Origin of the sequence: Bacteroides sp. PHL 2737, from assembly GCF_004115325.2 — a bacterium.
GTDB lineage: Bacteria > Bacteroidota > Bacteroidia > Bacteroidales > Bacteroidaceae > Bacteroides > Bacteroides hominis.
The window spans coordinates 236951-263469 of record NZ_CP040630.1 but is presented as its reverse complement, the minus strand read 5'-3'; the positions used below and the strand labels follow the sequence as shown (position 1 = coordinate 263469).

Here is a 26519-nt window from a genome sequence, read left to right as displayed (position 1 = left end):
GCCAGCCAGCCGTTTAACTGTTTAACCGTTTGACCGTTTAGCCGTTTGGTTAATCGTCCGACCCTTTAGCCGTTCGTCCGGTCAATCAACCACCCGTCCGGCAGCCTGTCCGCCGCTCCCAGTTAGCACATCGGTACATTATTTATACTTCGTCTCCGCCAGTCGCTTGATGGCAAGCTCCAAATCCCCGCCCAGCTCTTCCGCCAGTGCGAACACCTCCGTCTTCTCGCTCTCTTCGGTGGTATAGGTCAGGTACTCGGCAGCCGATACCTCCGTGGCATACACCGCCGACTGCACCCCGTTCAGACCGATCCACACCTCCTTGTACTTCCGTCCGGGATGGTTGGCGAGGTTGATGGAGAGTATCTGCGACTTCTCCTTGTCCGTCAGACCGAGCATCGACTGGATGCCGTCGAACTTGTTCATGTACTTCTTCTGGTCGAGCAGGATTTTGCAGTCCGAGTTGGTGATGATAGCCTCCTTCACGATGGGGGACGAGATGATGTCGTCCACCTCCTGCGTGACGACAATCGCCTCGCCGAAATATTTCCTGACGGTCTTGTACATGTATTTCAAATACTCACTCATACTCGGCGAGGAAAGGGCTTTCCAAGCCTCCTCGCAGATCAGCATCTTCCGCACCCCTTTCAGGCGGCGCAGCTTGTTGATGAAGGCTTCCATGATGATGATCGTAACCACGGGGAACAGCTCGGCATTATCTTTTATACTGTCAATTTCAAATACGATAAACCGCTTGTGCAGCAGGTCGATGTTCTCGTTCGAGTTCAGCAGGAAGTCATAGCGTCCGCCCTTGTAATACTGCCTGAGTGTGGTCAGGAAGTTGTCGATGTTGAAGTCCTTCCGGCTCACCTTGATGTCCCTTGCAGCCAGCTCCTTCCGGTAATCGTTCAGCATGTACTCGTAGAAGGTGTCGAACGAGGGGACGATGTCCCGGTTCTGCTGTATCCGGCGGATGTACGCCGACACCGCACTGCCCAGCTCGCCGCTCTCCGTCTTCGTGATTTTCTCGTCCTCGCCCTTCCACAGCGCCAGCAGCAACGTCTTGATGCTGTCCTTCTTCTCCACGCTGAACTTGTAGTCGTCCGTGAAGAAGGGGTTGAAGCTGATGGGCTTCTCCTCCGTGTACGTGTAGTAAATCCCGTCCTCGCCCTTGGTCTTGCGGTGTATCAGCTCGCACAGCCCTTGGTACGAGTTGCCCGTGTCGATCAGCACGATGTGGCTGTTCTGCTCGTAATACTGGCGCACGAGGTGGTTCATGAAGAACGACTTGCCGCTTCCGCTCGGACCGAGGACAAACTTGTTGCGGTTCGAGATCACCCCTTTCTTCATCGGCAGGTCGCTGATGTCCAGATGCAGCGGTCTGCCCGTCATCCTGTCCGCCATCTTGATGCCGAAGGGTGAGAGCGAGTCCTTGTAGTTCGTCTCTTCGGTGAAGAAGCACAGGGCTTGCGGGATGAACGTGTAGAAGCTCTCCTCGAAGGGGAAGTCCCCCTCGTTGCCCGGTATCGCCGCCCAAAAGAGCGTGGGCACGTCCACCGTGTTGTGCCTCGGCTTGCACTCCATCAGGGCGAGCTGGCTGCCCACCTCGTTCTTGATGCGCCTGAGTTCCTCCCTGTCGTCGCTCCATGCCATCACGTTGCAGTGGCAGCGCACCGAGGTCAGCCCTTTCGAGTGCGCCTCGTTCAGGTATTCCTCGATCCAAGCCTTGTTGATCTGGTTGGAGCGGGAGTAGCGGGAGAGCGAGTGCATGTTCCGGGCGGTCTGCTCGAAGCGTTTCAGGTTCTCCCCGTGGTCGTCGATGAAGATGTACTGGTTGTAGCAGTGGTTGCAGTCCAGCAGCAAGCCCACCGGGGCGGCGAACGACAGCCGGCAGTCCGAGCGGTCGGTCGAGAGCCGCTCGTAACGGCTGTCCGTCGCCACCTTGCCCGGCAGGTCTTCCGTGTCCGAGAGGGTGTGCAGGCAGAGGATGTCGTCGCCGATGCGCATCTCCTCCGGGTTCAACTGGATGTCCTTCAGCACCGTCGTGTCGTGCTGCGAGAGCGAGAGGTACTTCTCCACGATGCCCGCCGCCGCTTCCGTCCCAGTGATCTCGTCCGTCGTGAGGCGGCGCAGCGTAACAAAACCGCTGTCGTTCATGATCTTCTCGAACTGCCCGACGGCTTCGAGGAACCTCGTAACCGTCTCCCGGTCCTCTATCTCCTTGGGGACAAGCCTGCCCTTGCAGAGGGTGGAGAACGTGCTTTCCTGACGGCTCCGCACCTTCGTGGTCTTTGTCAGGAACAGGTAGCAGGTGTGCGAGAGGAACGGGCGTTCGTTGAAGTGCCTCTCAAAGCTCCGGCTCAGGAAGCTCAGGTCGTCCCTGTCCGTTTCCGGCCGGTACTTCTCCTCGATGAAGAAGTCCTGCTTGTGTACGATGGAATACTCCGGCAGCACCTTCACCGCCTTGTGCCAAGCCGAGTGGATCGCCTCGTACTCGCTCCCTGTAACGGAGAACAGTTCCGGAAGTTCCACCCTGAAGGCGACCGTCACGTCCGCCTCCTTGCTCACGACGCAGCCGTTCTCCACCGCCAGCAGCGGGAACTTGCTTTCGAGCGTCGCCGCTTTCATTACGTTTTTCATTCTTGCCAGTGTTTAAAAATAAATAATCGGGGGATTTTCAGCCGGTTCACCACGTATCTCGGATGCCTCCTGCGGGCGGCTGCCTTCATCAGCCCGTGCGTGCCGTACCGGGCGTTCAGCCGGAAGGTCAGCCATACCAGCAGCGTAGCCGCAGCCACGCCGAAGCCGATGCATACCCACTGGTTCACGCCCGCCATGTACAGGATGACGAACACCACGAAAACGGCGAGCAGACCGCCGCAGAAGATGAAGAGGTACTGGCTTTCCAGCCCCTTGAACTCCACGTTCCTGCCGATCCCCTTGTTGATTTCCATGTCCATAGTCGCTGTTTTACAGGAAGAACGAACGCAGGATAGTGGCAGCTACTATCAAGAAGATGCAGGCTCCGAACCAGCTCGCCGCCGTCTTCGACGTGTCGGGGTCGCCGGAGCTGAACTTCCCATATACTTTCACCCCTCCGATCAAGCCGACCACCGCACCGATGGCGTAAATCAGTTTCGTCCCCGGTTCAAAATACGAGGTGACCATCTGCGTGGCTTCGGTGATACCCGCCTGCCCGTTTCCCTGCGCCATTGCGCCCACGGCAGCGAGTATGCAGGCCGCCGTGAATAAGATTCTCTTTTGTCTCATTTGTCTTTAAAATTTTAATTAAACATTATGGTTGTCCATCAGCCGGGCGACACGCTTACGTGCGCCCTCGAACTCGTCCAGCATCGCCTCCCAGATGTCCGATCCCATCACGGACGGCAGCACCTCACGGGCTTCCCGCTCCGCCTTTTCGTCCGCATTGTCCGACACCAGTACCCGGCGCACCTTTTTCAGGTCATCGAAGGAGTACCCCGTGGCGAAGTCAGGGTTGCCGTCCGGGTAATAAGCCCCTAATTCCTCTTCCTCCTCCAGTTCCCGGATCTCCTCCGGCGTGGGTTCATAGTCCGTTTCCTCCTCGTCCTCCTCCGGCTCGATGTCGGAGTAGTCCGCCCCGTCGTCCTCCGCTGCGAGTTCGTCCACGGCTCCGGCTACCGCTTCCTCCCCGTCCTCCGCTCCGAAGGGCAGGTAGGTGCTTTCTCCCATGACCGTGTACGGCTCACCCGGTTGCCCCGGTTCCTTTCCCGTTCCGTCCGTGTCTTCGTCCGTCTCCGCTGTCCCGAATATCCCGGCGATGTCCTGCCGGTAGTATTTCCACAGCACGGCGAGGTAATAGAGCAGCAGGACGGTGAGCGATAATTTCAGTATCATGCCGTTTCCTCCTTCCTTTTTAAAAGAGGTTCTCCAGTTTCCCGGCGTATGCCGCCTCGATCTCCTCCCGGTATTGCTCGAAGTGCTGTGCCAGCACGTTGTCGATGTATCCCGAGAGCGACACCTTGCCGCCCGTCAGCATCACCGAAATTTTGGCGATGCGCTCGTGGTACTCACGGCGCACATAGACCGGCTTGCCGTAACGGGCGGGGATGTCCATGCCTTTAAAGAAGGTCGTCTCGTAGTCCGCCTGCCTTCCCTTGCGCTGTCTTGTGTCCGCCGCCTTCCCTTCCTGCGCCTTTTCCACCGGCACGGCAGTTTCCCCCTTTCCGGTTCCCGGTTCTCCCGTTCCCGCCGCCTCGCCCGCCATCATCCGCATCAGCAGCTCCTCGTCGATGGGCTTCTCATTCCGCTGCTTCTTCATAGCCTTCCAGTTTGAGGATGGTTGCTATCTCACGGGTCAGTTCGGGGATGCCGCTGCCTGCCAGCATCCGCCTGTCGGGAGCCAGCAGCGTGGAGCGGAACACCGTCCGTCCCGTACTGTCCGCCTCCTTGCGGAAGCGTTTCGTGTCGGGGATGCGGGTTTGCAGCATCGGCAGCCTCATGTCGGCGACTACCTGCCCGTACTTCTCGTACAGCCCGCTCGTTTCCCGCTTATCGACTTGGTTCCAGAAAAGGTAAAGCCCCTTCAGGCGGCTCGTCTCTTTGCCCAGCATCATCCGTTGCAGCACGTCGAGGAAGGAGAGCGTGCTCTCCAATACCGCCTTGTCCGCACTCACCGGGGCGAAGATGTAGTCCATCTGTGCGATCGTGCGCAGGATGCCCGCCGAGTTCACCGTGCCCGGCAGGTCGAAGAAGAGCAGGTCGTAGCAGCCTTCCGCCGCCAGCTCCCTTGCCGTGTCGGGGGCTTGCTCCACCCGGCACTTGCGCACCGGATAGGCGGCACGCCCCGGCTGCCGCATCTGTTCGTAAGCCGCCCGTTTCAGGTATTCGTTCTCCAGTACCGCCCGGCTGTCCCGTTCCCGCATCTCGTACAGGCTGTACTGCGGGAAGTCGCAGTCGATCACCGCCAGCGGACACCCCAAGCGGTAGTGCAGGTAGCCCGCCACCAACACCGTGATAGCCGTCTTGCCGCTGCCGCCTTTCTGTGTGGCGAAAGCCACGTTCAATGTCTGTCTGTCCATATCGTCATTCTGTTGGTTATTCATCCGGCCGCCCGTGCAGCCGCTTCTCTGTTCACTCAATCAGTCAGCTTTTCAGCCACTCTGCCGTTCATTCATTCGTCCGTTCATTCGTTCAGGCATCCGGTCATACATTCAGCCCGGCATCCGGCTGTCCATTCAATCATCCGGCTGTCCAACCGTTTGACCGTTTAGCCGTTTAGTTATTTAGCCGTTTGGTTGTTTAGCCAATCGTCCGGCTGGTTATCCGGTTGTCCGTCCTTTTGTCCAGCAAGACCGTCAGCCGTTCGGCTGTCCGTCCGGTCGGCTATCCGGTTGTTTCCTTGTCTATCCGGACAGTCGTTTCACCGCTTCCACGGCGCAAAGGAATATCAAAATACCGGTAGTTTATCCGTTTGATTATCAGTGTGTCGTGCATTGTCTTTCCACCCGTAGGTTTGTCGCATCCGGGCATGGTGTCCGGACGGGAAAAGGGCTGTTACTTTGCAGGCGGAAACCAAAATAGAGTAAGAATGAAAAAGAGCGGCAACCGCCCGAGGGAGTGCCCCGGCACTCCGCAGCAGGCAAGGGCATCCTCAATCTGTCCGGCAGGACGGATTTTATTTTCAAACGAAAATGGCAAGTTGTGTGCTGCGGCACTCGAAATGAATTTCGTGCCTCACCACCACCTTGCCCCCTCGATGTGGCATTCCCCTCCGGAGTCGGGGGATGCTCACGGGGGAGAGCCGTAGGCATACGGCGTTTTCAGACCATGTTTCACTTAAAATTTTACAGGATGATGGACAATCAGAAGAAGTATGCGGGCAACCACGGGCGAAAACCCAAGCCCGACAAGATGCGCCACCGCTACGTATTCCGTCTGGATGACGGGGACAACGCCCGTTTCCTCGCGCTTTTCGACGAGTCGGGCAAGGCGACCAAGGCGGAGTTTATCGTTTCCGCACTTTTCGGCAAGGAGATTAAGGTTATTAAACTGGATAAGGGGACGCAGGATTTCTACATGCGCCTGACCACTTTCCACTCGCAGTTCCGTGCCATAGGCACGAACTACAACCAATGCGTGCGTGCGCTCAAATCCAATTTCTCGGAGAAGAAAGCCCTCGCTTTCCTCTACAAGCTGGAGCGGCACACCCTCGAACTGGTCGAGTTAAGCAAGCGGATTTCCGCACTGGTGGAGGAGTTCCAGAGCAAATACCCCGTCCGATGATAGCCAAGATCTCGCACGGCAGCAGCCTGTACGGGGTGCTTGCCTACAACCAGTTGAAGGTGGACGAACGGCACGCCGACGTGCTTTTCACCAGCCGGATTATCGAGCCGCAGGGCGATAACCCCTACACGATAGGGCATCTTTCCCGCTCGTTCGGTGACTACCTCACAGCCAACCGCAAGACCGAGAAGCCCGTCCTGCACATCTCCCTCAATCCCGACCCGAAGGATTGCTTGAGTGAAGAGCGGTTTGTCAGCTTGGCGGAGGAGTATATGCGGCGCATGGGCTTCGGCGACCAGCCCTATATCGTCTATCGCCACAACGACATCGGGCGGGAGCACCTGCACATCGTTTCCGTCCGGGTGGACGAAACCGGGCGGGCGATTTCCGACAGCTACGAACACGGGAGTTCGATGAAGGTCTGCCGGGAGCTGGAACGGCAGTTCGGTCTTGTCCCGGCTACGCCCAAGCAGTGGAAGGAGGGACTACCCTTGTCGCCCGTCGGTTACGGGGACGGCAATCTCAAGGGACAGTTGGCAGGAGTCATCCGCCCGCTCGCCCGGGAGTGGCGTTTCCGTACATTGGGCGAATACCGTGCCGTGCTTTCCCTTTACGGCATCACGGTGGACGAGGTAAAGGGGGAATACGGCGGGCGGGAGTATCACGGCTTGACCTATTCGGCAACTGACAGGGAGGGCAACAAGGTCGGCAAGCCCTTCAAGTCCTCCGTGTTCGGCAAGGAGGCGGGCATCGCTGCCCTCGAAAGGCGGATGCACAACGCTGCCGCATGGGAAAAGACCCACAAGGAGGTCGCCGCCGCCACCGCCGGAAAGGTTGCAGCCGCCATGCAGACCGCAGGGCATGACCGGGCGCAGTTCGAGCGGGAACTCATGCGGCAGGGAATCGGCGTGGTATTCCGTCAGAATGAAGCCGGGCGCATCTATGGGGCGACCTTCATCGACCATGCCGCCAAAGCCGTCTTCAACGGCTCCCGTCTGGGCAAGGAGTTTTCCGCAGGCGTGTTCAACGACCTTTTCGCCGGGCAGGAAGGCATTCACCTGCCGCAACCCTCCGCCGGAGTGGAACATCCCACCCGGCAGCAGGAGCATACGGGCGCATCCCAATGGGACGGACATACCGGCTATCGTCCTGACCACAAGGACGGCACTACCCAAAACGTGGCGGCCTCCTTCAACCTCTTTGCCCTCGTACCCGGCGGAGCGTCCGGTGACCAGCCCGTACCGCCGCAGCGCAAAAAGAAAAAGAGGCGCAAGTACGGCAGGCAACAATAATCAACTTAAAATTCAACGAATTATGCAAAACGAAGACGATTTGCGTGGACTCGCCAAAGTCATGGAGTTCATGCGTGCGATAAGCATTTTATTTGTAGTCATCAATATTTATTGGTTCTGTTACCAGTCCGTCCGGGAATGGGGCATCGACATCGGCGTGGTCGATAGGATATTGCTCGGCTTCCAGCGTACCGCCGGGCTGTTCTCCAATATCCTCTGGACGAAGCTCTTCGCCGTGCTGTTCCTCGCCCTTAGCTGCCTCGGCACAAAGGGCGTGAAGGAGCAGAAAATCACGTGGCGCAGGATCATCCTTTGCGGCGTGTCCGGCTTGCTGCTCTTTTTCGGCAACTGGTGGCTGCTCGCCCTTCCTCTGTCGCTTCCGGCAGACACCGTGCTGTATATCGCCACCCTTACCGTCGGGTATATCTGCCTGCTCATGGCAGGGCTGTGGATGTCACGCCTGCTGAAGACCGACCTGCTCGAAGACGTGTTCAACGTCGAGAACGAATCCTTCATGCAGGAAACCAAACTGAAGGAGAACGAGTATTCTGTCAATCTCCGCACCCGCTTCCGGTTCAGGGGAAGGGCGTATGACGGATGGATTAACCTTGTCAATCCCTTCCGTGCGACGATGGTCTTGGGTACGCCCGGTTCGGGCAAGTCCTATGCGATAATCAACCAGTACATCAAACAGATCATCGAGAAGGGCTATTCGCTCTTCCTGTATGATTTCAAGTACCCCGACCTCGCCGAGATAGCCTACAACCACCTACTCGCCCACTTGGACGGCTACAAGGTCAAGCCCAAGTTCTACGTGATAAACTTCGACAATCCGAGGGAAAGCCACCGCTGCAACCCCATCCATCCCGACTTCATGACCGACATCAGCGATGCCTACGAGAGTGCCTACACGATAATGTTAAATTTGAACCGCACATGGATTTCCAAGCAGGGCGATTTCTTCGTGGAATCGCCTATCATTCTGTTAGCCAGTATTATATGGTATCTCAAAATCTACAAGAACGGCAAGTATTGCACCTTCCCCCATGCCATCGAGTTCCTGAACCGCAAGTATGCCGACATTTTCCCCATCCTGACCTCGTACCCGGAGCTTGAGAACTACCTTTCTCCCTTCATGGACGCATGGGAAAGCTCGGCGGTGGAGCAGTTGCAGGGGCAGATTGCCAGTGCCAAGATACCGCTTTCCCGCATGATCTCCCCGGCTCTCTACTGGGTGATGACGGCGGACGATTTCACCCTCGACATCAACAATCCCGAAGAGCCGAAAGTGCTGGTAGTCGGCAACAATCCCGACCGTCAGGGCATCTACGGGGCGGCTTTGGGATTGTACAACTCCCGCATTGTCAAGCTCATCAATAAGAAGAAACGTCTCAAATCCTCCGTGATTATCGACGAGCTGCCCACCATTTACATACGTGGGCTGGATAACCTCATTGCCACCGCTCGAAGCAACAAGGTAGCCGTCATGCTCGGCTTTCAGGATTTCTCTCAGTTGAAGCGTGACTACGGTGACAAGGAAAGCGCCGTAATCTGTAACACGGTCGGCAATGTATTTGCAGGTCAGGTAGTTGCGGAAACCGCCAAGACGCTCTCCGAACGCTTCGGAAAGGTCCTGCAGAAACGGCAGAACATGACCATCAACCGGAACGAGACTTCCGTCTCCATCAACACCCAGATGGACAGCCTTATTCCGGCAAGCAAGATTTCCAACCTCACGCAGGGCATGTTCGTGGGGGCGGTAGCCGACAACTTCGACGAGCGCATCGAGCAGAAGATTTTCCATGCCGAGATTGTAGTGGATAACGAGAAGGTCAGGCGGGAGACCGCCCGCTACGTGAAGATACCGCAGATCATCGACTTCACCGACAAGGATGGCAACGACACCATGCAGCAGCAGATTGATGCCAACTACTACCGCATCAAGAGCGAGGTTAAGCAGATTGTCGCTGACGAGATCGAGCGCATCAAGGCGGATCCGAAACTCTCACACCTGATCAAAAACGGATAATAAGCGTAAATTTCTACCTTAGTAGTAAAACAGTTGTTTTTATATAGTTTTACCAAGTTGGTTGAACAGCGCAAATTGTTGAATAATAGCGAATTTAAGCAATTTTTCGCCAAGAGCGCAAACCGAAAATTACGCAGCCATGGAAAATAGCAGGGAAAAGGATAACTGACCAAGGAGCAACTTGATATAATGTGGCAGGCTGTCTGCATCTGTCTAGGAAAGACACCGCAGGCGGTCAGGACGTGCTGGAAATGCATAAAACACTCCAGGCGAACAAAGTCCTGTTCAGGATGACGGATGAAAGAACAAGGGTGCAGCAACGGACGAGTACCTGCAACAGTTGAGCCGACAGATAGACCGGTTGGAAGGGTTGAAAGTAAACCACAGCCATAGTTTCAACGTGACATATTCCAGGTCGTATCTTGTTCAAGTCACCATCGTGGAATTGTTTCTTTTTTCGCTGGTGCATAACGCATGGCAGCTTAAAAGGGGCTGGCGGCTCAAATACCGCTACGTTCTGATGTCGGGAAATGCGGACGCCAAGACACTTGACAGGCTGGAGAACTGCTTCGAGTGGAACAGGGACAGGAAGCTAATATGGAAGATCAGGAAAGAGGTGGAGGACTTCGAGCGTTGGACGGAAAAGAAAGTGGCAGAAATGCTGCGTGCTAAAAGACAACAGCCGGGAGTGGGGAAATAACATACAAGAAAGAAAAAGGTCCAAAATATACCGTACTTCCTGATTTTTAAACGCTTCAAGTTATTGATTACAAGAACGGATTGTCTGAAGACGAAATTGTTAGATGATCAAAGTGACCATAACAACCGTATGGTATTTCTTGTTATAGTCGGTTGCATCTGATTATGCAGGAATTTTAATGTACATATTCAAATATAAATATTGATATAGGCCAAAAATACGGTTTATTTATTAATAAAATCATGATTACTGAACAAATTGTTAAAAAATAGAGCTAAATTGATAAGTTAAAAATCAAAACATTCATCTTATTTTGCAAAAAATATATTATTAATATTAATAACTATAACAAGTATGGTTAATTTTTACTGCTCGTTTTTCCGTAAATCAAGGAATTATTTTAGGTATTGATTATATTGATTTATTCCTCATTTTATATATTTAAAATTAAACAATTACATGAATTTATTCAAATCATCAGTTCTGTGCGGCATGGTCATAGTGTCATTCATGACATCCTGTACAGACGTGGATATCACCATGCCCAAGGGGCCCAAAGGTGATACGGGGCTTTCAGCCTACGAGTTTTGGAAGGAAAAAGTTGCGGATGGAACCGTCAACTGGCCGAAGGATCAGACAGAAGTCGCTGACTTCTTCAAGTTTCTCAAGGGAAAAGATGGCAAAGACGGGAAGGATGGTCAGAGTGCTTTCGAGCAGTGGAAAGACATGATTGCCAGCGGTAGCGTGGACGACCCGCATAATCCCGGCGAGAAATGGCCCTCCGAAAACAACACGGTACAGGATTTCTGGCGTTTCCTGACCGGAGCCAGCGGAGAGGACGGACAGACACCGCATATAGGTGATAACGGCAACTGGTTCATTGGGAAAGAGGATACCGGTATCGGCGCACGTGGGCGTGACGGTCAGGATGGTAAAGACGGTAAAGACGGAACGAATGGTCGTGATGCTATACCGCCGACAGTCACCATTGGCGATAACGGCAACTGGTATATTAACGGAACGGATACAGGCAAGCCTGCTTTCGGTAAGGATGGCAAAGATGGAAAGGACGGAAAGGATGCCGTGCCTCCTACGGTCACCATCGGCGATAACGGCAACTGGTTTGTGGACGGAACGGATACCGGGAAAAAGGCCGTTGGGCAGGACGGGAAATCTCCCGAGGTTGCCATTGGCGATAACGGCAACTGGTATATAAATGGAACGGATACAGGCAAGCCCGCTTTCGGTAAGGATGGCAAAGATGGAAAGGACGGAAAGGATGGAGCTAACGGAGCCAACGGTAAAAGTGCCTACGAGCTTTGGAAAGAGTATATCTCGTCCGGTGATGTGGACAACCCGCATAATCCTGACCAAAAATGGCCGGCGGACCGGAACAAGCAGACTGATTTCTGGGATTTCCTGACCGGAAAATCCTCTGTTATCGAGATAGAAGTTGGAAAATACAATGTTATTCCTGAATACTGGAACTCTTCCCTGAAAGAGTATGTTGTACCTTCGGACGGTTCGGTTCTATTTACCGTGTATGACAAGACCGGCAAAAAGGTCACAGCCGGAGTAAAGGTGAGCGACTTACCCGGTGTATCTTCTACGGATGCATTTATCACAAACGAGGAAGGGCAGTTCAAGGTCACATGGGATAAATTGCCAGACAATAAGGGTTTATCAGAAAGGAAAGGAAGTGTGACTGTAACGGTTGATGGAACGCAGGAAACGAGTGCGGGCAACACGTTGGTGCCGAATAGGATCAATGTTAGAGCTATCATTACAAGCGCATATCTGTCTAATTATTCTAATACGTCGATAGATATTTATAGGACACTAAATGTATATTACAGCTTCGAGCGTCAAGTGGATGGAGAATGGGATAAGTATCCGACGTCCATTACTACTCCTTATAATAGTATGAAATCGGCCAGGGTTAAAGATATAAACCGGCCTGTCAACGAAGGAAATGTGGACAAAGATCAGTTAGTCCGCTATAGCAATGGAAACTCATATCTCTACATCATTCGTCCGTTGGTTTTGACAGAGACGGAGAAGGCAAATGTGGCGAAGAATGATACTGTCGGCAAGTTGGCGAAATATGAATGGGACCAAACAGACAATTATGCGGCACTGTATTTTGGTGATGGTACGGGAAGTTATAATGACTATGGACAGACTGTATATTTGCAGGACAAGATACATGTCCCGGAAGTGTATCCGGCCCCATCTTTTAAAGAAAACAGTGTGTTTATTGAAATCAAGCAGGGTATTACCACCATGTGGGGAGAGATTGACACGGATAATTTACAGGATTTTTATAAAACATACGCTTACCCGATAGGGCAAGATAAATTTACAAAAGAGGAAGGAACCAATGTTTGGAAACATCCGGAAGGCAAGTTGCCGGCATCAGAGCTGGAAGAAAATCGGGCTGTATTTATAGAAATGCGTACTTTCATCAATGGAACGGGAGGAACTGTACATACCGGATCCAAGCCGTTGTCAACGGGAGGCAAGCGCTTTAAACTGACAAGCACTTATCCCAATAACTGGATTGGTCTGGATATCAGACGACGGACAGAAAGCACTGATAAAATAACATATAATATATCTAACGAGTACCGTGGGCGTTACGCTTACTATCTGTTAAAAGAGGAAGATAAGTACTATTTAGTTGATTTTGCGGACTGGTCCAAGCGGATGCCCTTGCCAATCAAGGATTGTCCTGTCGACTGGATGAATTGATTTATTTATTGGATAATTGAATATGAAGAAAAAAATAACGATATGCTTTGTGTGTCTCTCCTTGCTGTTGGTCTCTCTGGCGGTGAGAGGACAGGACACGAAAACGACCCGTCGTGTGCCTCTCCAGGCAGAGGTGACGCATGACGGACTGTCAGAAAAGGAATCAAAAGCCTGGGAGATCGGTCTCGGCGGTTCGCTGATAAACTGGAGTCGGGTGTCAGTCACTGGTTTCCGGAGTACGCCGGACAACTACTTTTATAACCTGAAAGCGAATCATCTGATGGGAGGGGCAAACTTGTACATCGCACGGGAATTGAACCGGTGGTTTTACCTGGATTTGCAGGGAAGCGTCGGTTTGACGAAAAACAACAACCGTACCGCAGGTGATGACAGGAAACGTGATTTACTGTACATGGGGGGACTGGGGCTACAATTCCGCTTTACTCCCCTGCTCAGATCCCAATGGGTTGAACCTTATCTCAGGGTAGGTGTGAACTATCTGCATAAAGACTTTGCTTCCGTATATGGCGGCAACTTTGAGGATGATCCAACCGGACAGGCATATTGGGAGTCTTCCGACATCTGGAATCCTGACGGGCGTTCATCCGACAAAAACTCGTTTGTTCCCCTGTCTTTCGGGGCGGGTGTGAAAGCCTGGTTAAGCAACTCGTTCGGGCTGGGGTTACAAGGTGAATACCTTCTGCCCGTGCAGAAGGGGCTTCCCCACTTCGTTCAGGTTTCTGCCAGTGTCATCTGGCGTATTGGCGGAAAGAGCAAACATGCGGCTCCGGTGGTACGATATGTGGAGATAGAGAAACCCGTGGAAAGAATCGTCGAGCGGGTGGTTGAGAAAAAGGTGGAGGTTCCGGCCATTATTGACACTATGGCGTGTGATCTCTTGGAGAATATCCATTTTGAATTTGACAGGGATGTCATAACAGCCACTTCGGAAAGAACGCTTGACAGGCTGGCAGAGCTACTGAAAAGCTATCCGGACAGCCGTTTCCTTATCACGGGCTACACGGACGCCAAAGGAAGCGACTCCTATAACTTGACCCTTTCCGCACGGCGTGCTGAAAAGGTGCATGCCGCCCTGATCGGGCGTGGAGTTCCCGCCCGGATGATTAAATGGCGTGGCGTGGGTAAGCGTGCGGCCATTATCTCCGCCACTGCTGCGGACAATATCCGTGAAGGGGACAGAAAAGTCCTGCTGGAACGGGTTACCAACATGGATTATTGGAATGCCCTGGATAGCAAATAACCCGAATGTTCAGATAGTGATGAAAATGGATTGAAACAGTGCGGGAATCTCATCCGCATCATTCTATTCCCAGGTCAGGAGGAGTAATACGGGGCATTTCTCCGCCAGGCCTGGGAATTTTACTTTACATGACTGGATGGACGTGCAACAGGTTTAGATGATTATCGAGAATGATTAATAAGCATAAAACCGCTTATGCTATGATTGTATTGCTGCAAAATTATAAATATAATTGTCCATGTTTTTGCATTGCTAATAAACAGATCGACACTGTTTTTCATGGGGAAGCAGGCAGAATGATCGCTCATGATAATACTTGTGATTCACATGAATGGAAAAAACTTGTGTCTTTGTAGTTTAACAATCAAAATATTAAAACTTATGAATACTCTTCTTTTGAATGCCACTTCTTCCAAAAGAAAAAGAATCACTTCTGAAGGTCATCCATACAGCCAGTTTCTTTGCATTAAAGAGCTAAAATGACAAAAAAAAGAGCTGGAATGAAAACATGTGTTTTTGAATAAATTTCGATTTTTGCAAAATAATTAAAAATTAAACCTTATGATGAAGAAAATTTTTATCAGTTTGTTTTTGTCTGGTGTTTTTATGTATCACACAAATGCCCAGACTGCAGTAGAGGGTAACAAGTTTCTGGACAACTGGTCCATCGGGATCAGTGCGGGAGGAACAACCCCGTTAACACATCATTCTTTCTTTGGAAACATGCGCCCGATCACGGGGATAGAACTGAATAAACAATTGACACCGGTTTTCGGTTTCGGTCTGGAGGCGGTCGGAAGCTTTAACACCTCACAAAGCAGGACCATTTTCGACCGCTCCAATGTCAGTCTGTTGGGGTTGGTGAACCTGAACAATCTCCTTGGGACCTATACCGGGGTTCCCAGACCTTTTGAAATCGAAGCGGTGGCCGGAATCGGGTGGTTGCATTATTATATGAACCGGGAAACGGGTTCCGATCAGAACAGCATGTCAACAAAACTGGGCCTGAACTTTAATTTCAACCTGGGAGAGAGCAAGGCATGGACATTGGCACTGAAACCTGCCCTGGTCTATGACATGAATGCTATGGGTTCCGAAGCCGTACGTTTCCATTCCGGACGGGCCGTATGGGAAATATCCGTTGGTCTGAAGTATCATTTCGGATGCAGTAACGGGAAACACCACTTTACAAAAGTGAGAGCTTACGACCAGCAGGAGGTGGATGTCTTGAACGCAAAAATTAATGAACTTCATACACAGGCCGGTAAAGATGCCAAGGCATTGCAGGAGGCAGTGCGAAAGGTAACGGAACTGGAGGCCGCACTGGACAAATGCCGCAACCAGGAACCAAAAATTGTGAAAGACACCATTGACAACACTAAAAAGACGCTGGAATCCGTCATAACTTTCCGCCAGGGCAGGACGACAGTTGACAACTCCCAACTCCCGAATGTCGAACGTATCGCTACTTATTTAAAGAACCATAAGGGAGCAAGTGTGCTCATCAAGGGTTATGCCTCTCCTGAGGGAAGCGTGGAAGTTAACGAGCGGATCGCCCGACAAAGAGCGGAGGCCGTGAAAAAAATCCTGGTGGGCAAGTATGGAATTGCAGAAGAACGGATTGTAGCCGAGGGCCAGGGAGTAGGGAACATGTTCGAGGAGCCCGACTGGAACCGGGTAAGCATCTGTACGATCAACGCGGGAACGGAATCCAGTAGCCGTTAAATGCGATCCGGAAAATACCGGAAAGATGCATTCACTTGAACAGAATGTATTAACTATATTTATTCTACACGTAATTTGAAATGCTATGAACAGGTATGTATCTGAAATGATCGGGACAATGGTCCTTGTTTTGATGGGATGCGGAAGTGCTGTTTTTGCCGGGGATATGCCCGGTGCGGTCACCACCGGGGTGGGTACCCTGGGAGTTGCCATAGCCTTCGGGCTGTCGGTGGTCGCCATGGCATACGCTATTGGCGGAATATCCGGATGCCATATAAATCCGGCGATCACACTGGGCATGTACTGCTCGGGAGGAATGGGGGGCAAGGATGCCCTGTTATACATTATTTTCCAGATAATCGGGGGGATTCTCGGATCAGCCGTACTTTTCATACTGGTATCTACGGGGCCACATGCCGGCCCTACCATGACAGGGAGCAACGGCTTTGTTGAGGGGGAAATGTTGCAGGCCTTTATCGCTGAGGCCGTCTTTACGTTTATTTTCGTTCTTGTGGCGCTGGGAGCCACGGATAAAAAGAAAGGGGCCGGTAAACTGGCGGGCCTGGTCATCGGGCTGACGCTTGTCCTGGTGCATATCGTATGTATTCCCATCACCGGAACATCAGTAAATCCCGCGCGCAGCATAGGACCCGCACTTTTCGAGGGAGGAGGCGCGATCTCACAGCTTTGGCTATTTATCGTCGCTCCACTGACAGGAGGTCTGGCCAGTGCCATAGTGTGGAAAGCCATTTCTCAGCATAGCGACAGACAACGATGAAGGGAAGGTGGATGACCCCGAGACACGTTTCTCTGTTATCCACCTTTGTTTGATACATTATTATCAACTAAAATAAAAAAAGATGTCAAAAAGTAGTTTTTTACTGGATTTTAAGGCGTTTGTCATGCGTGGAAACGTAGTAGACATGGCCGTGGGTGTGATTATTGGCGGTGCCTTCGGGAAAATAATATCTTCAGTGGTGGCAGACATCATCATGCCACCGATAGGGTTGCTGGTAGGCGGAACCAACTTCTCGGAACTGAGATGGGAATTGGAACCCGCCAGGGTAGTTGATGGAGTCGAACAGGCGGCCGTCACGATAAACTATGGAAACTTCATACAGACCATGCTGGATTTTGTGATCATCGCTTTTGCCATTTTCTTGTTCATCCGCCTGCTCTCCAATCTCAGGCGCAAAAAAGAAGAGACACCCTTGCCCCCACCTGTCCCGAGCAACGAGGAAAAGTTACTTTCAGAAATACGTGACTTGCTGAAGAAACAATGACGTTTATTCAAACGGTATGGACGGTATCGGGCAGGAACATATCTGAGGAACAGGCTACTCCTTGGCGGTGGAAATTTTCCTTTGTCCCTGAATGATAAAAATAGTGTGAACATTAAAATTCAGATATGACTAAAGCAGATATTATAAACCGGGTCTCTGAGGAGCTTGGAATCGATCGCAGGACCGTTGGCCTGGTAATCGAGAGTTTCATGAAATGCGTGAAGGATGCACTCGGCAGAGAGAGAATTGTATTCCTGCGCGGATTCGGGACCTTTTCTTTGAAGAAAAGGGCGGCAAAGAAGGCACAGAATATCCAACAGCACACAACCATATGCATCCCGGCTCGCAAGGTCCCTCATTTTAAACCCTCGGAGTCTTTCTTGGTTCTCCGGAAAGAAGATAATCGAAAATAGACCGGGAGTGAATCTACCCCTTCCATTGTCAGGGAGGGGTGGATTTTAATGTGTTTTATGGAAATTTATCAATCATGTTTTACTCCTGTTTTCCAGCCCCGTTCAGATATGGACTACAGGATCATAGATGACCGGACGATCATGTAGATTCCCGGTAAACCTGTAAATAGACTGTTATGCGTGTTTTCAATCTTTTATTGTTGATCTCCATGTTCATTCCCTTTCCGCTGCCCGCTCAGGTGGGCGAACGTTATATAGAGGTAACCGGTACTTCCGAGATAGAGGTAGTTCCTGACAGGATTCATTACGTTATCGAAATAAGGGAGTACTTCGAAGAAGAGTTTGATGGCGTATCCAAACCGGAAGAATATCGGACGAAGGTTCCTCTTACCAGGATAGAGGAGGAATTGAAGCAGGTTTTGAAAATAGTCGGAGTGCCACGGGAGGCAATCCGCACAAAGGATGTGGGCGATAATTGGCGTAAGCCGGGACAGGATTTTCTGGTTTCCAAATCATTTGATGTCACGTTACGTGACTTCACACTGATTGATGAAATTTTAAAACGGGTGGACACAAAAGGAATTCATACGATGTATATAGATAAACTGGAACATAGGGATATCCTGTCCTATCACAGGAAGGGCAAGATAGAAGCACTGAAAGCGGCACGGGAAAAGGCGGTTTACCTGCTGGAGGCAATAGGTAAGAGGCCGGGTGAGATCATCCGCATCGTGGAAGGAGGGGATGCTGGAAAAGAGATGTTTGCACAAGGTCATATCTTATCGGTTGCCCCGCCCCCATTTGAGAGAAGCCGCACGATAAAAAAGAGATATTCGATGCTGGTCCGGTTCGGGATCGTGGATCGATGAACCGTTATTATAACAAATCCCGGAATGGACTTGCAAGAGAAGATAACGGGCATTCGGGTTTGCGGTGAAATATCCGGCCTTTTCTCTGACCGGTAAATAGATTAATAGATTCAACTCACGATAAGATGAAAGATTATTACTTTATTATGAATGCCGGGGTAAAAGCCGGAGGGGAGATCACCCATGCGGTATTAGAAGGGAAAATTGTATCCGCACCGAAAGGATACGATGCCTTCACGGGGATTGAAGCGGCCAGGGAGAAACTGGCTTGCGGGAATATCCGTCAGCAGATGGAAGAATTCGGTATCGAACTTGAGATCGTGCCGGTAAATACTGATTTTTTACTACGATGAAGGAATATTGCGTTTATTGGTTTGAAAACGGAGAACCGAGGCACGAGGTATTTTCCTGTCTGGACGGGGCGGAGATGTTTTCCTGCATGATAAGAGGACAGGACGGCGTGGAACACGTGGAAATATCCGAGGAAGATATTTCCGCTCCGGAGGAATTCCGGGAAATATGCCCCGGAGATTTCTCTTGAACATATGACATGGATCCGGGGTCCTTTTTTGCCGTAGCCTGGCGGTAAAGGGACCTTATCTGGTTGTAAAATCGGGCAGTGTCAACCATTTTTTCACCGATTAATCGCATACGCAAGATGAAAGCTCCACGGAAAATTTATACATGGACCAGTATCCTGCTTTTCGTGTGCTGTTCCCTTATTTTTCTTTCATGTGAAAAGGAAGAGCTCGGGGAAGCCATGGAAAATCGGAAAACGTTATTCATGTTTCTGCCGTGGTCCACTGACCTGACAGGCTATTTTTACACCAATATCGCGGATATGGAGGCGTGTGTAAGCAGAAGGGGGCTGGAGCATGAAAGAATTCTCGTGTTTATGTCCACGAGCTCTACGGAAGCCACGATGTTTGAGATCATACATTCCAAAGGAAAGTGCGATCGTAAAACGCTGAAAAGGTATGGCACTTCGGGGTTTACTACGGTGGAGGGCATAACGGGGATATTGAACGACGTGCAGGAATTTGCTCCTGCTCCGGTTTACGCTATGATCATAGGTTCCCATGGCATGGGATGGCTTCCCGTGGACGGTACACAGGCGGATTCCCTTTTCCGGATGAAAAAGCATTGGGAGTATCAGGAGCAGCCGCTGACACGCTATTTCGGGGGACTGACCCGGGAGTTCCAAACGGACGTGGGTACCCTGGCCCGGGGGATTGTAGGCGCGGGCGTCAAAATGGAGTATATCCTGTTTGACGATTGCTATATGTCATCCGTAGAGGTTGCCTATGAACTGAAAGAAGCCACAAGATTTCTTATAGCCTCTACCAGTGAAATGATGGCATACGGAATGTCTTACGCCACTGTGGGGGAGTTCCTGCTGGGAAATCCTGATTACGGATCCCTTTGCGAAGGATTCCACGACTTTTATTCAACCTATGAAATGATGCCCTGCGGGACACTGGCTGTGACAGATTGCTCTGAATTAGATAATATGGCTGCTATCATGAAAAGTATCAATGACAGGTATGTTTTCGATGATTCCCTACAAGGAGAACTCCAGGGACTGGACGGATACACCCCCGTCATCTTTTATGACTTTGCCGATTATGTCCTCACCCTCTGCTCTGACCCTGTCCTGACAGCCCGCTTCAGGGAACAGCTGGAGCGGCTTGTTCCCTATAAAACCCATACGGGTAAATTTTATTCCAGGACCAAAGGGCCCCTTCCCATACATACTTTCTCGGGTATAACGATCTCGGACCCGAGCACCAATCCCATGGCCTTACTGAAAGGTACGACCTCTTGGTACAAGGCCACACACGAATAACCCCGTGGAAAACGGACAGATGAAAATACCCGCGTATGACGCAAATATTCCCCTTTCTTCATAAAATTTCCGATAAGTTCGGACAGCATCGAAAATAATTCTACACGTATGTACCATATATAATTTTGCAGTGATATTTTTATTTACAGTTTATTCGGGGTAAAAAGGTCACGAGAAAATCAAAACTTCAATTACTCTCGAACCGGAATGTGACAAATCTACGAACAGGAGGACAAACGAGGATACCTAAGCCGTAAATTGCACGTTTCCAGCATTCATCCCATATCTTTACGTCCGGTTTCAATCGGAACCTTAAAAATATTCACCATTTAATTTTTTCAGATTATGGACGAACAACCGGACAGCAGCCAGCAGTTAATGGACATCCTGCTCGTCATGGACGAGAAAGGCACGCTCCAAGCCGTCAGCGGAGTAAAGGACGGCGAGTTACAGACCAAGAACCCACTGGAGGACAACAACGACCTCCTGCGGGTGGATCGCCACGGCGATATGTTTTCAAATTTCTTTTCCAACCTCTGGAGCCAGTTGAAAGATCCGACCCGCTTCCATTTCTTCCGTGTGCCGGAAGAGGAGGTGCAGCGGGTAGCCGCCGATTTCCGGCAGCGGGAGAGCCGGTCGGTCAAGACAGGTGAGCCGCTCCTCGCACAGTACGAGGTGCAGCCGCCCGTGCAGGCACAGCAGCAGACCCAAGCCGGGCAGCAGCAACAGCCGGAGGATGCGCCGCAGCAGTCCGCCGGGCAGACCGAACAGAACCCGCAGTACAAGTACCGCCCGGAGGACATCGACTGGAACAGCCTCGCTGCCCTCGGCGTGCAGCGGGAACAGATTGAGGGCAACGGGATGCTCGACCAGATGCTCCGGGGCTTCCAGACCGACAAGACCGTCCGGGTGCATTTCCACTTCGAGGGCATCTCGCACAGCAACGATAGCCAGCTCTCGCTCAAACCCGGCACGGACGGCAGGCTGACCGTTTGCAGCCACGGCATCCTCGACCCGGAGAAGATGCAGAAGCAGTTCTTCGGTTACGACATCACCGACTCCGACAAGCAGGTGCTCCGGCAGACGGGCAACATGGGGCACCCGGCGACCGTCACCAACCGGGCGGGCGAGCAGGTCGAAGCCCTTGTCAGCCGCAACCTCAAGACCAACGAGCTGGTCGCTTTCCCGCTCTCCAAGGTCAATATCCCGGCGGAGAAGAACGGGCATACCTTCACCCCGGACGAAATAGCCCGGCTCAAACAGGGCGAGGCGGTGGTCTGCCAGTTCCTTTCCAGAGCCAAGGAGGGGGAGCAACCCAAGATCTACCCGGCTCCCGTACAGTTCAGCGCAGCCAAGATGCAGCTCGAATTTCTCTTCGGCGACCGGGGCAAGCTGGCGATGGATGCGTACAAGACGAACCTGAAACAGACCGCCAATCAGGAGGTGCCGAAGACTTTCCGCAAGCAGGAGCTTACCGAGAAGTCCCGCCTCGAACTCGAAGCCGGGGGAACGGTCAAGGTCTCCGGTCTGGTGGACAAGAAAGGAAAAGCCTACCAAGGCTACATCACATGGAAGCCCGGCGAGAAGCCCGCCTTCATGTTTCCCAAGGACTACAAGGCGGCACTCGAAGAGGGGCGTGTCAAGCCCGCCGTGGAGAACGAGGTGCAGGTGGCGGTCAATTCCGAGGGCAAGACCGTAGAGGCGACCCGCAACCTGAAAGAAGCCCTGCAATCCGCACAGCAGCGCCCCACCGGGGAGCAGAAACAGCAGCAGGAGCGCAAGCAGGAGCAGAAAGAGGAACGGAAACAGTCACAGAAGCAGGAACAGCCCGACAAGCCCAAGCGCAGCCGGGGTGTCCGCCGCTGATTTCCCCCGCCACTCTGTAAATGAATTACACGGTTATCCCGTCCGGACGACGGGATAACTTTTGTCAAACCGTTAAATTTTAAAGAAATATGATTACAGCAGTTATCGCTGAAAAGCCTTCCGTAGCGAAGGATATAGCAAACGTGTTGAATGTCCGAGAGCGGCACGATGGCTACCTCTCAGGTAACGGCTACCTCGTTACCTGGGCGTTCGGCCATCTCGTCCAGCTTGCCATGCCCGAAGCATACGGCTATGCGGGCTTCCGGCGTGAGAACCTGCCCATTCTGCCGCAGGAGTTCAAGTACATCCCCCGCCAGATACGGGAGGGCAAGGAGTACAAGCCCGACCCCGGCGTACTCAAACAGTTGAAGGTCATCAGGGAGGTTTTCGACCGTTCCGATCGTATCGTCGTGTCGACCGATGCCGGGCGTGAGGGTGAAGCCATTCATCGGTACATCTACAATTACCTTGGCTGCCGCAAACCCTGCCTGCGCCTCTGGATCTCCTCGCTGACCGACCGTGCCATCCGGGAAGGGCTGGACAACCTCAAAATCGGAAGCGACTACGACAACCTCTACCGTGCCGCCGAAGCCCGTGCTATCGCCGACTGGGAGATTGGATTAAACGCCACCCAAGCTCTCAGTATCGCCGCCGGGCAGGGCATCTACTCCCTCGGACGGGTACAGACACCCACCTTGATGATGATCTGCTCCCGTTATCTGGAGAACAGGGATTTCACCCCGCAGACCTATTACCGGCTGAAGGTCACGGCTGAAAAGGACGGCACGCCCTTCGCCGCCATCTCTGAATTGCGTTACGAAACCCTTCCGGCGGCAAATGCCGCTCTCGGCGCTGTAACCGCAACGGGGACGGTGGAGGTTGCCGACTTGCAGCGCAGGGAGGTGAGCCAAGAACCTCCCTTGCTCTATGACCTGACCGCCTTGCAGAAAGAGGCGAACGGCAGGTACGGCTTCTCGGCAGACAAGACCCTCTCCATCGCCCAGTCGCTTTACGAGAAGAAGGTGTTGAGCTACCCCCGTACCGGCTCCCGCTACCTATCGGACGATGTGTTCGACGAGATACCCGATCGTATCGCCCTGCTGGAGCGGTACCCGGCTTTCGCCGCCCATGCCGCCGCCCTGAAAGGAGCTTCGCTCAACCGCCGCAGTGTGGACGCAGGGAAAGTCACCGACCACCATGCGCTCATCATCACCGAGTGTCTGCCCGGCGAGCTGTCCGCCGACGAACGCACGGTATATGACATGGTAGCCGCCCGCCTGCTCGAAGCCTTCTCCGCCCGTTGCCTCAAGGACGCTACCACCGTCTCTTTCACGGCAGGGAACAGCGTGTTCACCGCCAAGGGGACGGTCGTCAGATCCGCCGGATGGCGTGCCGTGCGGAACGAGCGGGAGGAGGACGACGAGGGAACAGCCGCTTTGCCGACTTTGCAGACCGACGAGGCTTTCCCCCTGCAATCGGCGGAGTGTGTGGAGAAACAGACCAAGCCCCGTCCCCTGCACACCGAGAGCAGCCTCCTTTCGGCGATGGAGCATTGCGGCAGGGAGTTGCAGGACGACGAGCTTCGAGACAGTTTGAAAGGGAACGGTATCGGCACGCCCGCCACCCGTGCCTCCATCATCGAGACCCTCTTTGCCCGTGACTACGTGCGCCGGGAGAAGAAGAGCCTCGTGCCGACGGACAAGGGGCTTGCCGTGTATCAGATAGTGAAGGACAAGCGCATCGCCGATGTCGAGATGACCGGGCAGTGGGAGACCGCCCTCGCCAAGATCGAGAGCGGGGAGATGAATCCCGACAGCTTCCGCAAGGCCATCGAGGTCTATGCCGCCCAGATTACCGAAGAACTCCTGCAAGTGCAGGTATCGGTGGCGGACGGCGGACATATCCCGTGCCCCAAGTGCCGTTCCGGTCGCATCCTCCTTTACCCGAAGGTCGCCAAGTGCAGCAACGTCGATTGTTCCCTTACCGTCTTCCGCAACAAGGGGGAGAAGCAGCTCACCGACAGCCAGATTACCGACCTCGTGACCAAAGGCAGGACTGCCCTGATCAAAGGATTCAGGAGTAGGGAGGATAAGCCCTTCGATGCATACCTCACTTTCGACAAGGACTTCCGCATCGTATACGGGTTCCCGCCTCACACGGACAAGTCCAAAGGAAAGGAGCACAGGCGATGAACGGCATCGGTTGGATCTCCGTAGCGGAAGCCGCCCGGCTCTGCAGCACGAACGGCTCTTGATAGACAATGGTAGCCCACAGGAATTCAAGTTTTTATATCCGTAATCCCGGCAATAATCCCTATATTTGCCAATCGGTCACATAGAAAAGGCGGGATTGCTCTTTTCTGTGGCCGGATGGCAACCGTTCCGGGCACAATACCCGAACGGCTTTAATCAACATTCAACAATAGCATAACATGAATTTTGAACAATTAGCAACCATCATAGCCGACACGCACCAACGATTACAACAGAGTGCGGTCAAAGCCGTAAACCAGTGCCAGACCATGCGTAACTGGCTTATCGGTTTTTATATCGTGGAGTTCGAGCAGAACGGAGAAGACCGTGCCAAATATGGGGAATTCTTATTGAAAAACTTGGAACAAAAAGTTAATTTAAAAGGATTGAATATTACATTATTCAAGCGTTCACGAGTCTTCTATATGGTATATCCCCAGTTGGCAACTGTAATAAAAACGATATTGCCTCCAACAGGTGCATCAACGATGCACTTATTGGAAATGCAGGGTCTTGGAAAAAGTGCATCACTGATGCACTTATTACAAAATGCTGAAAACAAACAAGATATAGTTAATACGATAGAGCCTCAGAAACTACTCAGCTCTATTTCTTTTACCCACTTTATCGAACTGGTAAAAATCGACAATCCTATCAAGCGGATGTATTACGAAATGCTCACCATCCAAACCGGGCTTTCTGTCCGTGAACTCAAACGGCAGATAGGAGCGTTGAGTTATGAACGTGTCGGCTTATCCGGCAACATGGAAAATGCACTTGCTGCCATTCAGCAGAAGATTCACCCACAAACTGTAACCGATGCCGTCAAGGATGACTATTTCTTCGAGTTCCTGAACATTCCGCAGCAACGGGCTTCTTTGCTAAAGGAGAAGGAACTCGAAACACTTCTGCTCGACCATTTGCGAGACTTCATTATCGAACTCGGAAACGGCTTCTGTTTCGAAGCCAGACAAAAAAGAATCCTTATCGGTGACGAATTTTATTTCATTGATATGGTCTTCTACCACCGGATTTTGAAATGTCATATTTTGTGCGAATTGAAAGTTGATACTTTCAACCACGCTCATGTGTCACAACTTTATTCATACCTGAATTATTATAAAGCCGAAGTGATGGAGCCGGGCGATAACCCGCCTATCGGCATTTTGCTGGTAACGGACAAGAACGATGCGTTGGTGCGGTACACCACAACCGGATTGGATGAACAGATATTCGTTTCCAAATACCAGTTGCAACTTCCGACTGAACAACAATTAAAAGAGTTGATTTTAAAGACAATCCGGCAATAATAACAAATGCGCAACACATAGTTGCGCATTTGTAGTATTCTAATATTTGTCGTTCCAACTATTTCCGTTATCTTTGCAATCAATAGAACCTGCCAAGCCTCTTTAATAATGCCCAAATCGGCGGGTTGCTTTTTTATTACATCCTCCCGTACACCGTTCGGATTTTCCCGTCCTCCAGCACTTCGCTCGACCGTACAGCCCATATCCTGCCGTCGTTCGGTCCGCACTCCAGCCCCTTCTCACTGTTACCGACCAGCACCGGCACGGTTGTCATCACGATTTCATCTGCCAGCCCGTTGTCCAAGAGTAAAACTCCGGTTTCTCCTCCGTAAGCCACCACCATACCGTCGCCATTCTCCTTTATCCGTTGCAGTTCCGTTACCACATTCCCCCTGACAAAACGTACCCGTTCTGTCTCTGTCAAGTCTATACAGCCGTTCGTCACGACCAAGGTCTCCTTTGCCTCAAGCGGCCAGTCAAGATCATTCAGGTAAATACGCAGGTAAGTTTCCTCGTCAATCAGCACGTAGGCACAGGCGTCCACTACCGCATTGAAACACTTGTCCGCTATGACCGGACAGCCGTCGATGGATTGGTACACGTGCAAGGTAATCTGTTCCATAACAATGTGTTTTTAAGGATTATGCCCGCCTCGCAC

Annotated in this window: 24 protein-coding genes; 17 read left to right on the top strand and 7 right to left on the bottom strand. The window is 52.0% G+C overall.

The window, feature by feature from the left end:
- Positions 1–138: 138 nt before the first annotated feature.
- Genes DBK98_RS01110 through DBK98_RS01085 form a run of 6 tightly spaced genes read right to left on the bottom strand, consistent with a single transcriptional unit; the run spans position 139 to position 5060 of the window.
- Positions 139–2640 (bottom strand): TraG family conjugative transposon ATPase, encoded by a 2502-nt coding sequence (locus DBK98_RS01110; RefSeq protein ID WP_014299613.1) that lies wholly within the window; start codon positions 2638–2640, stop codon positions 139–141.
- Positions 2637–2960 (bottom strand): DUF4133 domain-containing protein, encoded by a 324-nt coding sequence (locus DBK98_RS01105; protein WP_005647508.1) that lies wholly within the window; start codon positions 2958–2960, stop codon positions 2637–2639. Before DBK98_RS01105 ends, DBK98_RS01110 begins: the two co-directional genes overlap by 4 nt.
- 10 nt (positions 2961–2970) lie before the next feature.
- Positions 2971–3270, bottom strand: a complete 300-nt coding sequence (locus tag DBK98_RS01100; protein WP_005647510.1) for a DUF4134 domain-containing protein — start codon at positions 3268–3270, stop codon at positions 2971–2973.
- 18 nt (positions 3271–3288) lie between these two features.
- Positions 3289–3876: a DUF4122 family protein gene (locus DBK98_RS01095; RefSeq protein WP_009291501.1), complete on the bottom strand. Its 588-nt coding sequence runs from the start codon at positions 3874–3876 to the stop codon at positions 3289–3291.
- Positions 3877–3895: 19 nt separating this feature from the next.
- Positions 3896–4300, bottom strand: a complete 405-nt coding sequence (locus DBK98_RS01090) for a DUF3408 domain-containing protein (RefSeq protein ID WP_032536711.1) — start codon at positions 4298–4300, stop codon at positions 3896–3898.
- The gene (locus DBK98_RS01085) at positions 4281–5060 is read right to left on the bottom strand and encodes a ParA family protein (RefSeq protein WP_014299615.1); all 780 of its coding nucleotides are present in this window, start codon (positions 5058–5060) and stop codon (positions 4281–4283) included. Before DBK98_RS01085 ends, DBK98_RS01090 begins: the two co-directional genes overlap by 20 nt.
- Positions 5061–5569: 509 nt before the next feature.
- On the opposite strand from DBK98_RS01085, the gene DBK98_RS01080 reads away from it, so the two are divergent.
- The 17 genes from DBK98_RS01080 (at position 5570) to DBK98_RS00995 (ending at position 25861) form a co-directional block, all read left to right on the top strand.
- Complete coding sequence (locus tag DBK98_RS01080; protein WP_239650945.1) at positions 5570–5788, top strand: hypothetical protein; 219 nt, start codon at positions 5570–5572, stop codon at positions 5786–5788.
- 47 nt (positions 5789–5835) lie between these two features.
- Positions 5836–6264, top strand: coding sequence for a conjugal transfer protein MobA (gene mobA, locus DBK98_RS01075; protein ID WP_009291504.1), 429 nt, complete (start codon positions 5836–5838; stop codon positions 6262–6264).
- Positions 6261–7556, top strand: coding sequence for a conjugal transfer protein MobB (gene mobB, locus DBK98_RS01070; protein WP_009291505.1), 1296 nt, complete (start codon positions 6261–6263; stop codon positions 7554–7556). Before mobA ends, mobB begins: the two co-directional genes overlap by 4 nt.
- Before the next feature lie 22 nt (positions 7557–7578).
- Positions 7579–9585, top strand: a complete 2007-nt coding sequence (gene mobC, locus DBK98_RS01065) for a conjugal transfer protein MobC (RefSeq protein ID WP_009040563.1) — start codon at positions 7579–7581, stop codon at positions 9583–9585.
- A 340-nt stretch (positions 9586–9925) separates the two neighbouring features.
- The gene (locus tag DBK98_RS23075; RefSeq protein WP_014299618.1) at positions 9926–10285 is read left to right on the top strand and encodes a hypothetical protein; all 360 of its coding nucleotides are present in this window, start codon (positions 9926–9928) and stop codon (positions 10283–10285) included.
- A gap of 459 nt (positions 10286–10744) precedes the next feature.
- Positions 10745–13036 carry a hypothetical protein gene (locus DBK98_RS01055; RefSeq protein ID WP_025813751.1) on the top strand — a complete coding sequence of 764 codons (2292 nt, stop codon included), beginning with the start codon at positions 10745–10747 and terminating at the stop codon, positions 13034–13036.
- Positions 13037–13058: 22 nt separating this feature from the next.
- On the top strand, positions 13059–14297 hold the full coding sequence (locus DBK98_RS01050) for an OmpA family protein (protein ID WP_025813753.1): 1239 nt from the start codon (positions 13059–13061) through the stop codon (positions 14295–14297).
- Positions 14298–14861: 564 nt separating this feature from the next.
- Positions 14862–16022, top strand: coding sequence for an OmpA family protein (locus DBK98_RS01045; protein ID WP_025813754.1), 1161 nt, complete (start codon positions 14862–14864; stop codon positions 16020–16022).
- 85 nt (positions 16023–16107) lie between these two features.
- A complete protein-coding gene (locus DBK98_RS01040; RefSeq protein WP_008766545.1) occupies positions 16108–16800 on the top strand; it encodes an MIP family channel protein in 693 nt (230 codons plus the stop codon).
- 82 nt (positions 16801–16882) lie between these two features.
- Complete coding sequence (gene mscL, locus DBK98_RS01035; protein ID WP_008760197.1) at positions 16883–17305, top strand: large-conductance mechanosensitive channel protein MscL; 423 nt, start codon at positions 16883–16885, stop codon at positions 17303–17305.
- A gap of 125 nt (positions 17306–17430) precedes the next feature.
- Complete coding sequence (locus DBK98_RS01030) at positions 17431–17718, top strand: HU family DNA-binding protein (RefSeq protein WP_008760198.1); 288 nt, start codon at positions 17431–17433, stop codon at positions 17716–17718.
- A gap of 176 nt (positions 17719–17894) precedes the next feature.
- Positions 17895–18587 carry an SIMPL domain-containing protein gene (locus DBK98_RS01025; protein ID WP_008640895.1) on the top strand — a complete coding sequence of 231 codons (693 nt, stop codon included), beginning with the start codon at positions 17895–17897 and terminating at the stop codon, positions 18585–18587.
- A gap of 125 nt (positions 18588–18712) precedes the next feature.
- A complete protein-coding gene (locus DBK98_RS01020) occupies positions 18713–18940 on the top strand; it encodes a hypothetical protein (protein ID WP_008766541.1) in 228 nt (75 codons plus the stop codon).
- A gap of 305 nt (positions 18941–19245) precedes the next feature.
- On the top strand, positions 19246–20433 hold the full coding sequence (locus DBK98_RS01010) for a clostripain-related cysteine peptidase (protein WP_025813761.1): 1188 nt from the start codon (positions 19246–19248) through the stop codon (positions 20431–20433).
- Positions 20434–20778: 345 nt separating this feature from the next.
- A complete protein-coding gene (locus DBK98_RS01005) occupies positions 20779–22299 on the top strand; it encodes a DUF4099 domain-containing protein (protein WP_009040569.1) in 1521 nt (506 codons plus the stop codon).
- An 89-nt stretch (positions 22300–22388) separates the two neighbouring features.
- On the top strand, positions 22389–24491 hold the full coding sequence (locus DBK98_RS01000; RefSeq protein ID WP_128900035.1) for a type IA DNA topoisomerase: 2103 nt from the start codon (positions 22389–22391) through the stop codon (positions 24489–24491).
- Positions 24492–24730: 239 nt separating this feature from the next.
- Positions 24731–25861: a YhcG family protein gene (locus DBK98_RS00995; RefSeq protein ID WP_009040571.1), complete on the top strand. Its 1131-nt coding sequence runs from the start codon at positions 24731–24733 to the stop codon at positions 25859–25861.
- 136 nt (positions 25862–25997) lie between these two features.
- Here the strand turns inward: DBK98_RS00995 and DBK98_RS00990 are convergent, their stop codons facing one another.
- The gene (locus tag DBK98_RS00990; RefSeq protein WP_009040572.1) at positions 25998–26483 is read right to left on the bottom strand and encodes a dihydrofolate reductase family protein; all 486 of its coding nucleotides are present in this window, start codon (positions 26481–26483) and stop codon (positions 25998–26000) included.
- Positions 26484–26519 lie beyond the last annotated feature (36 nt).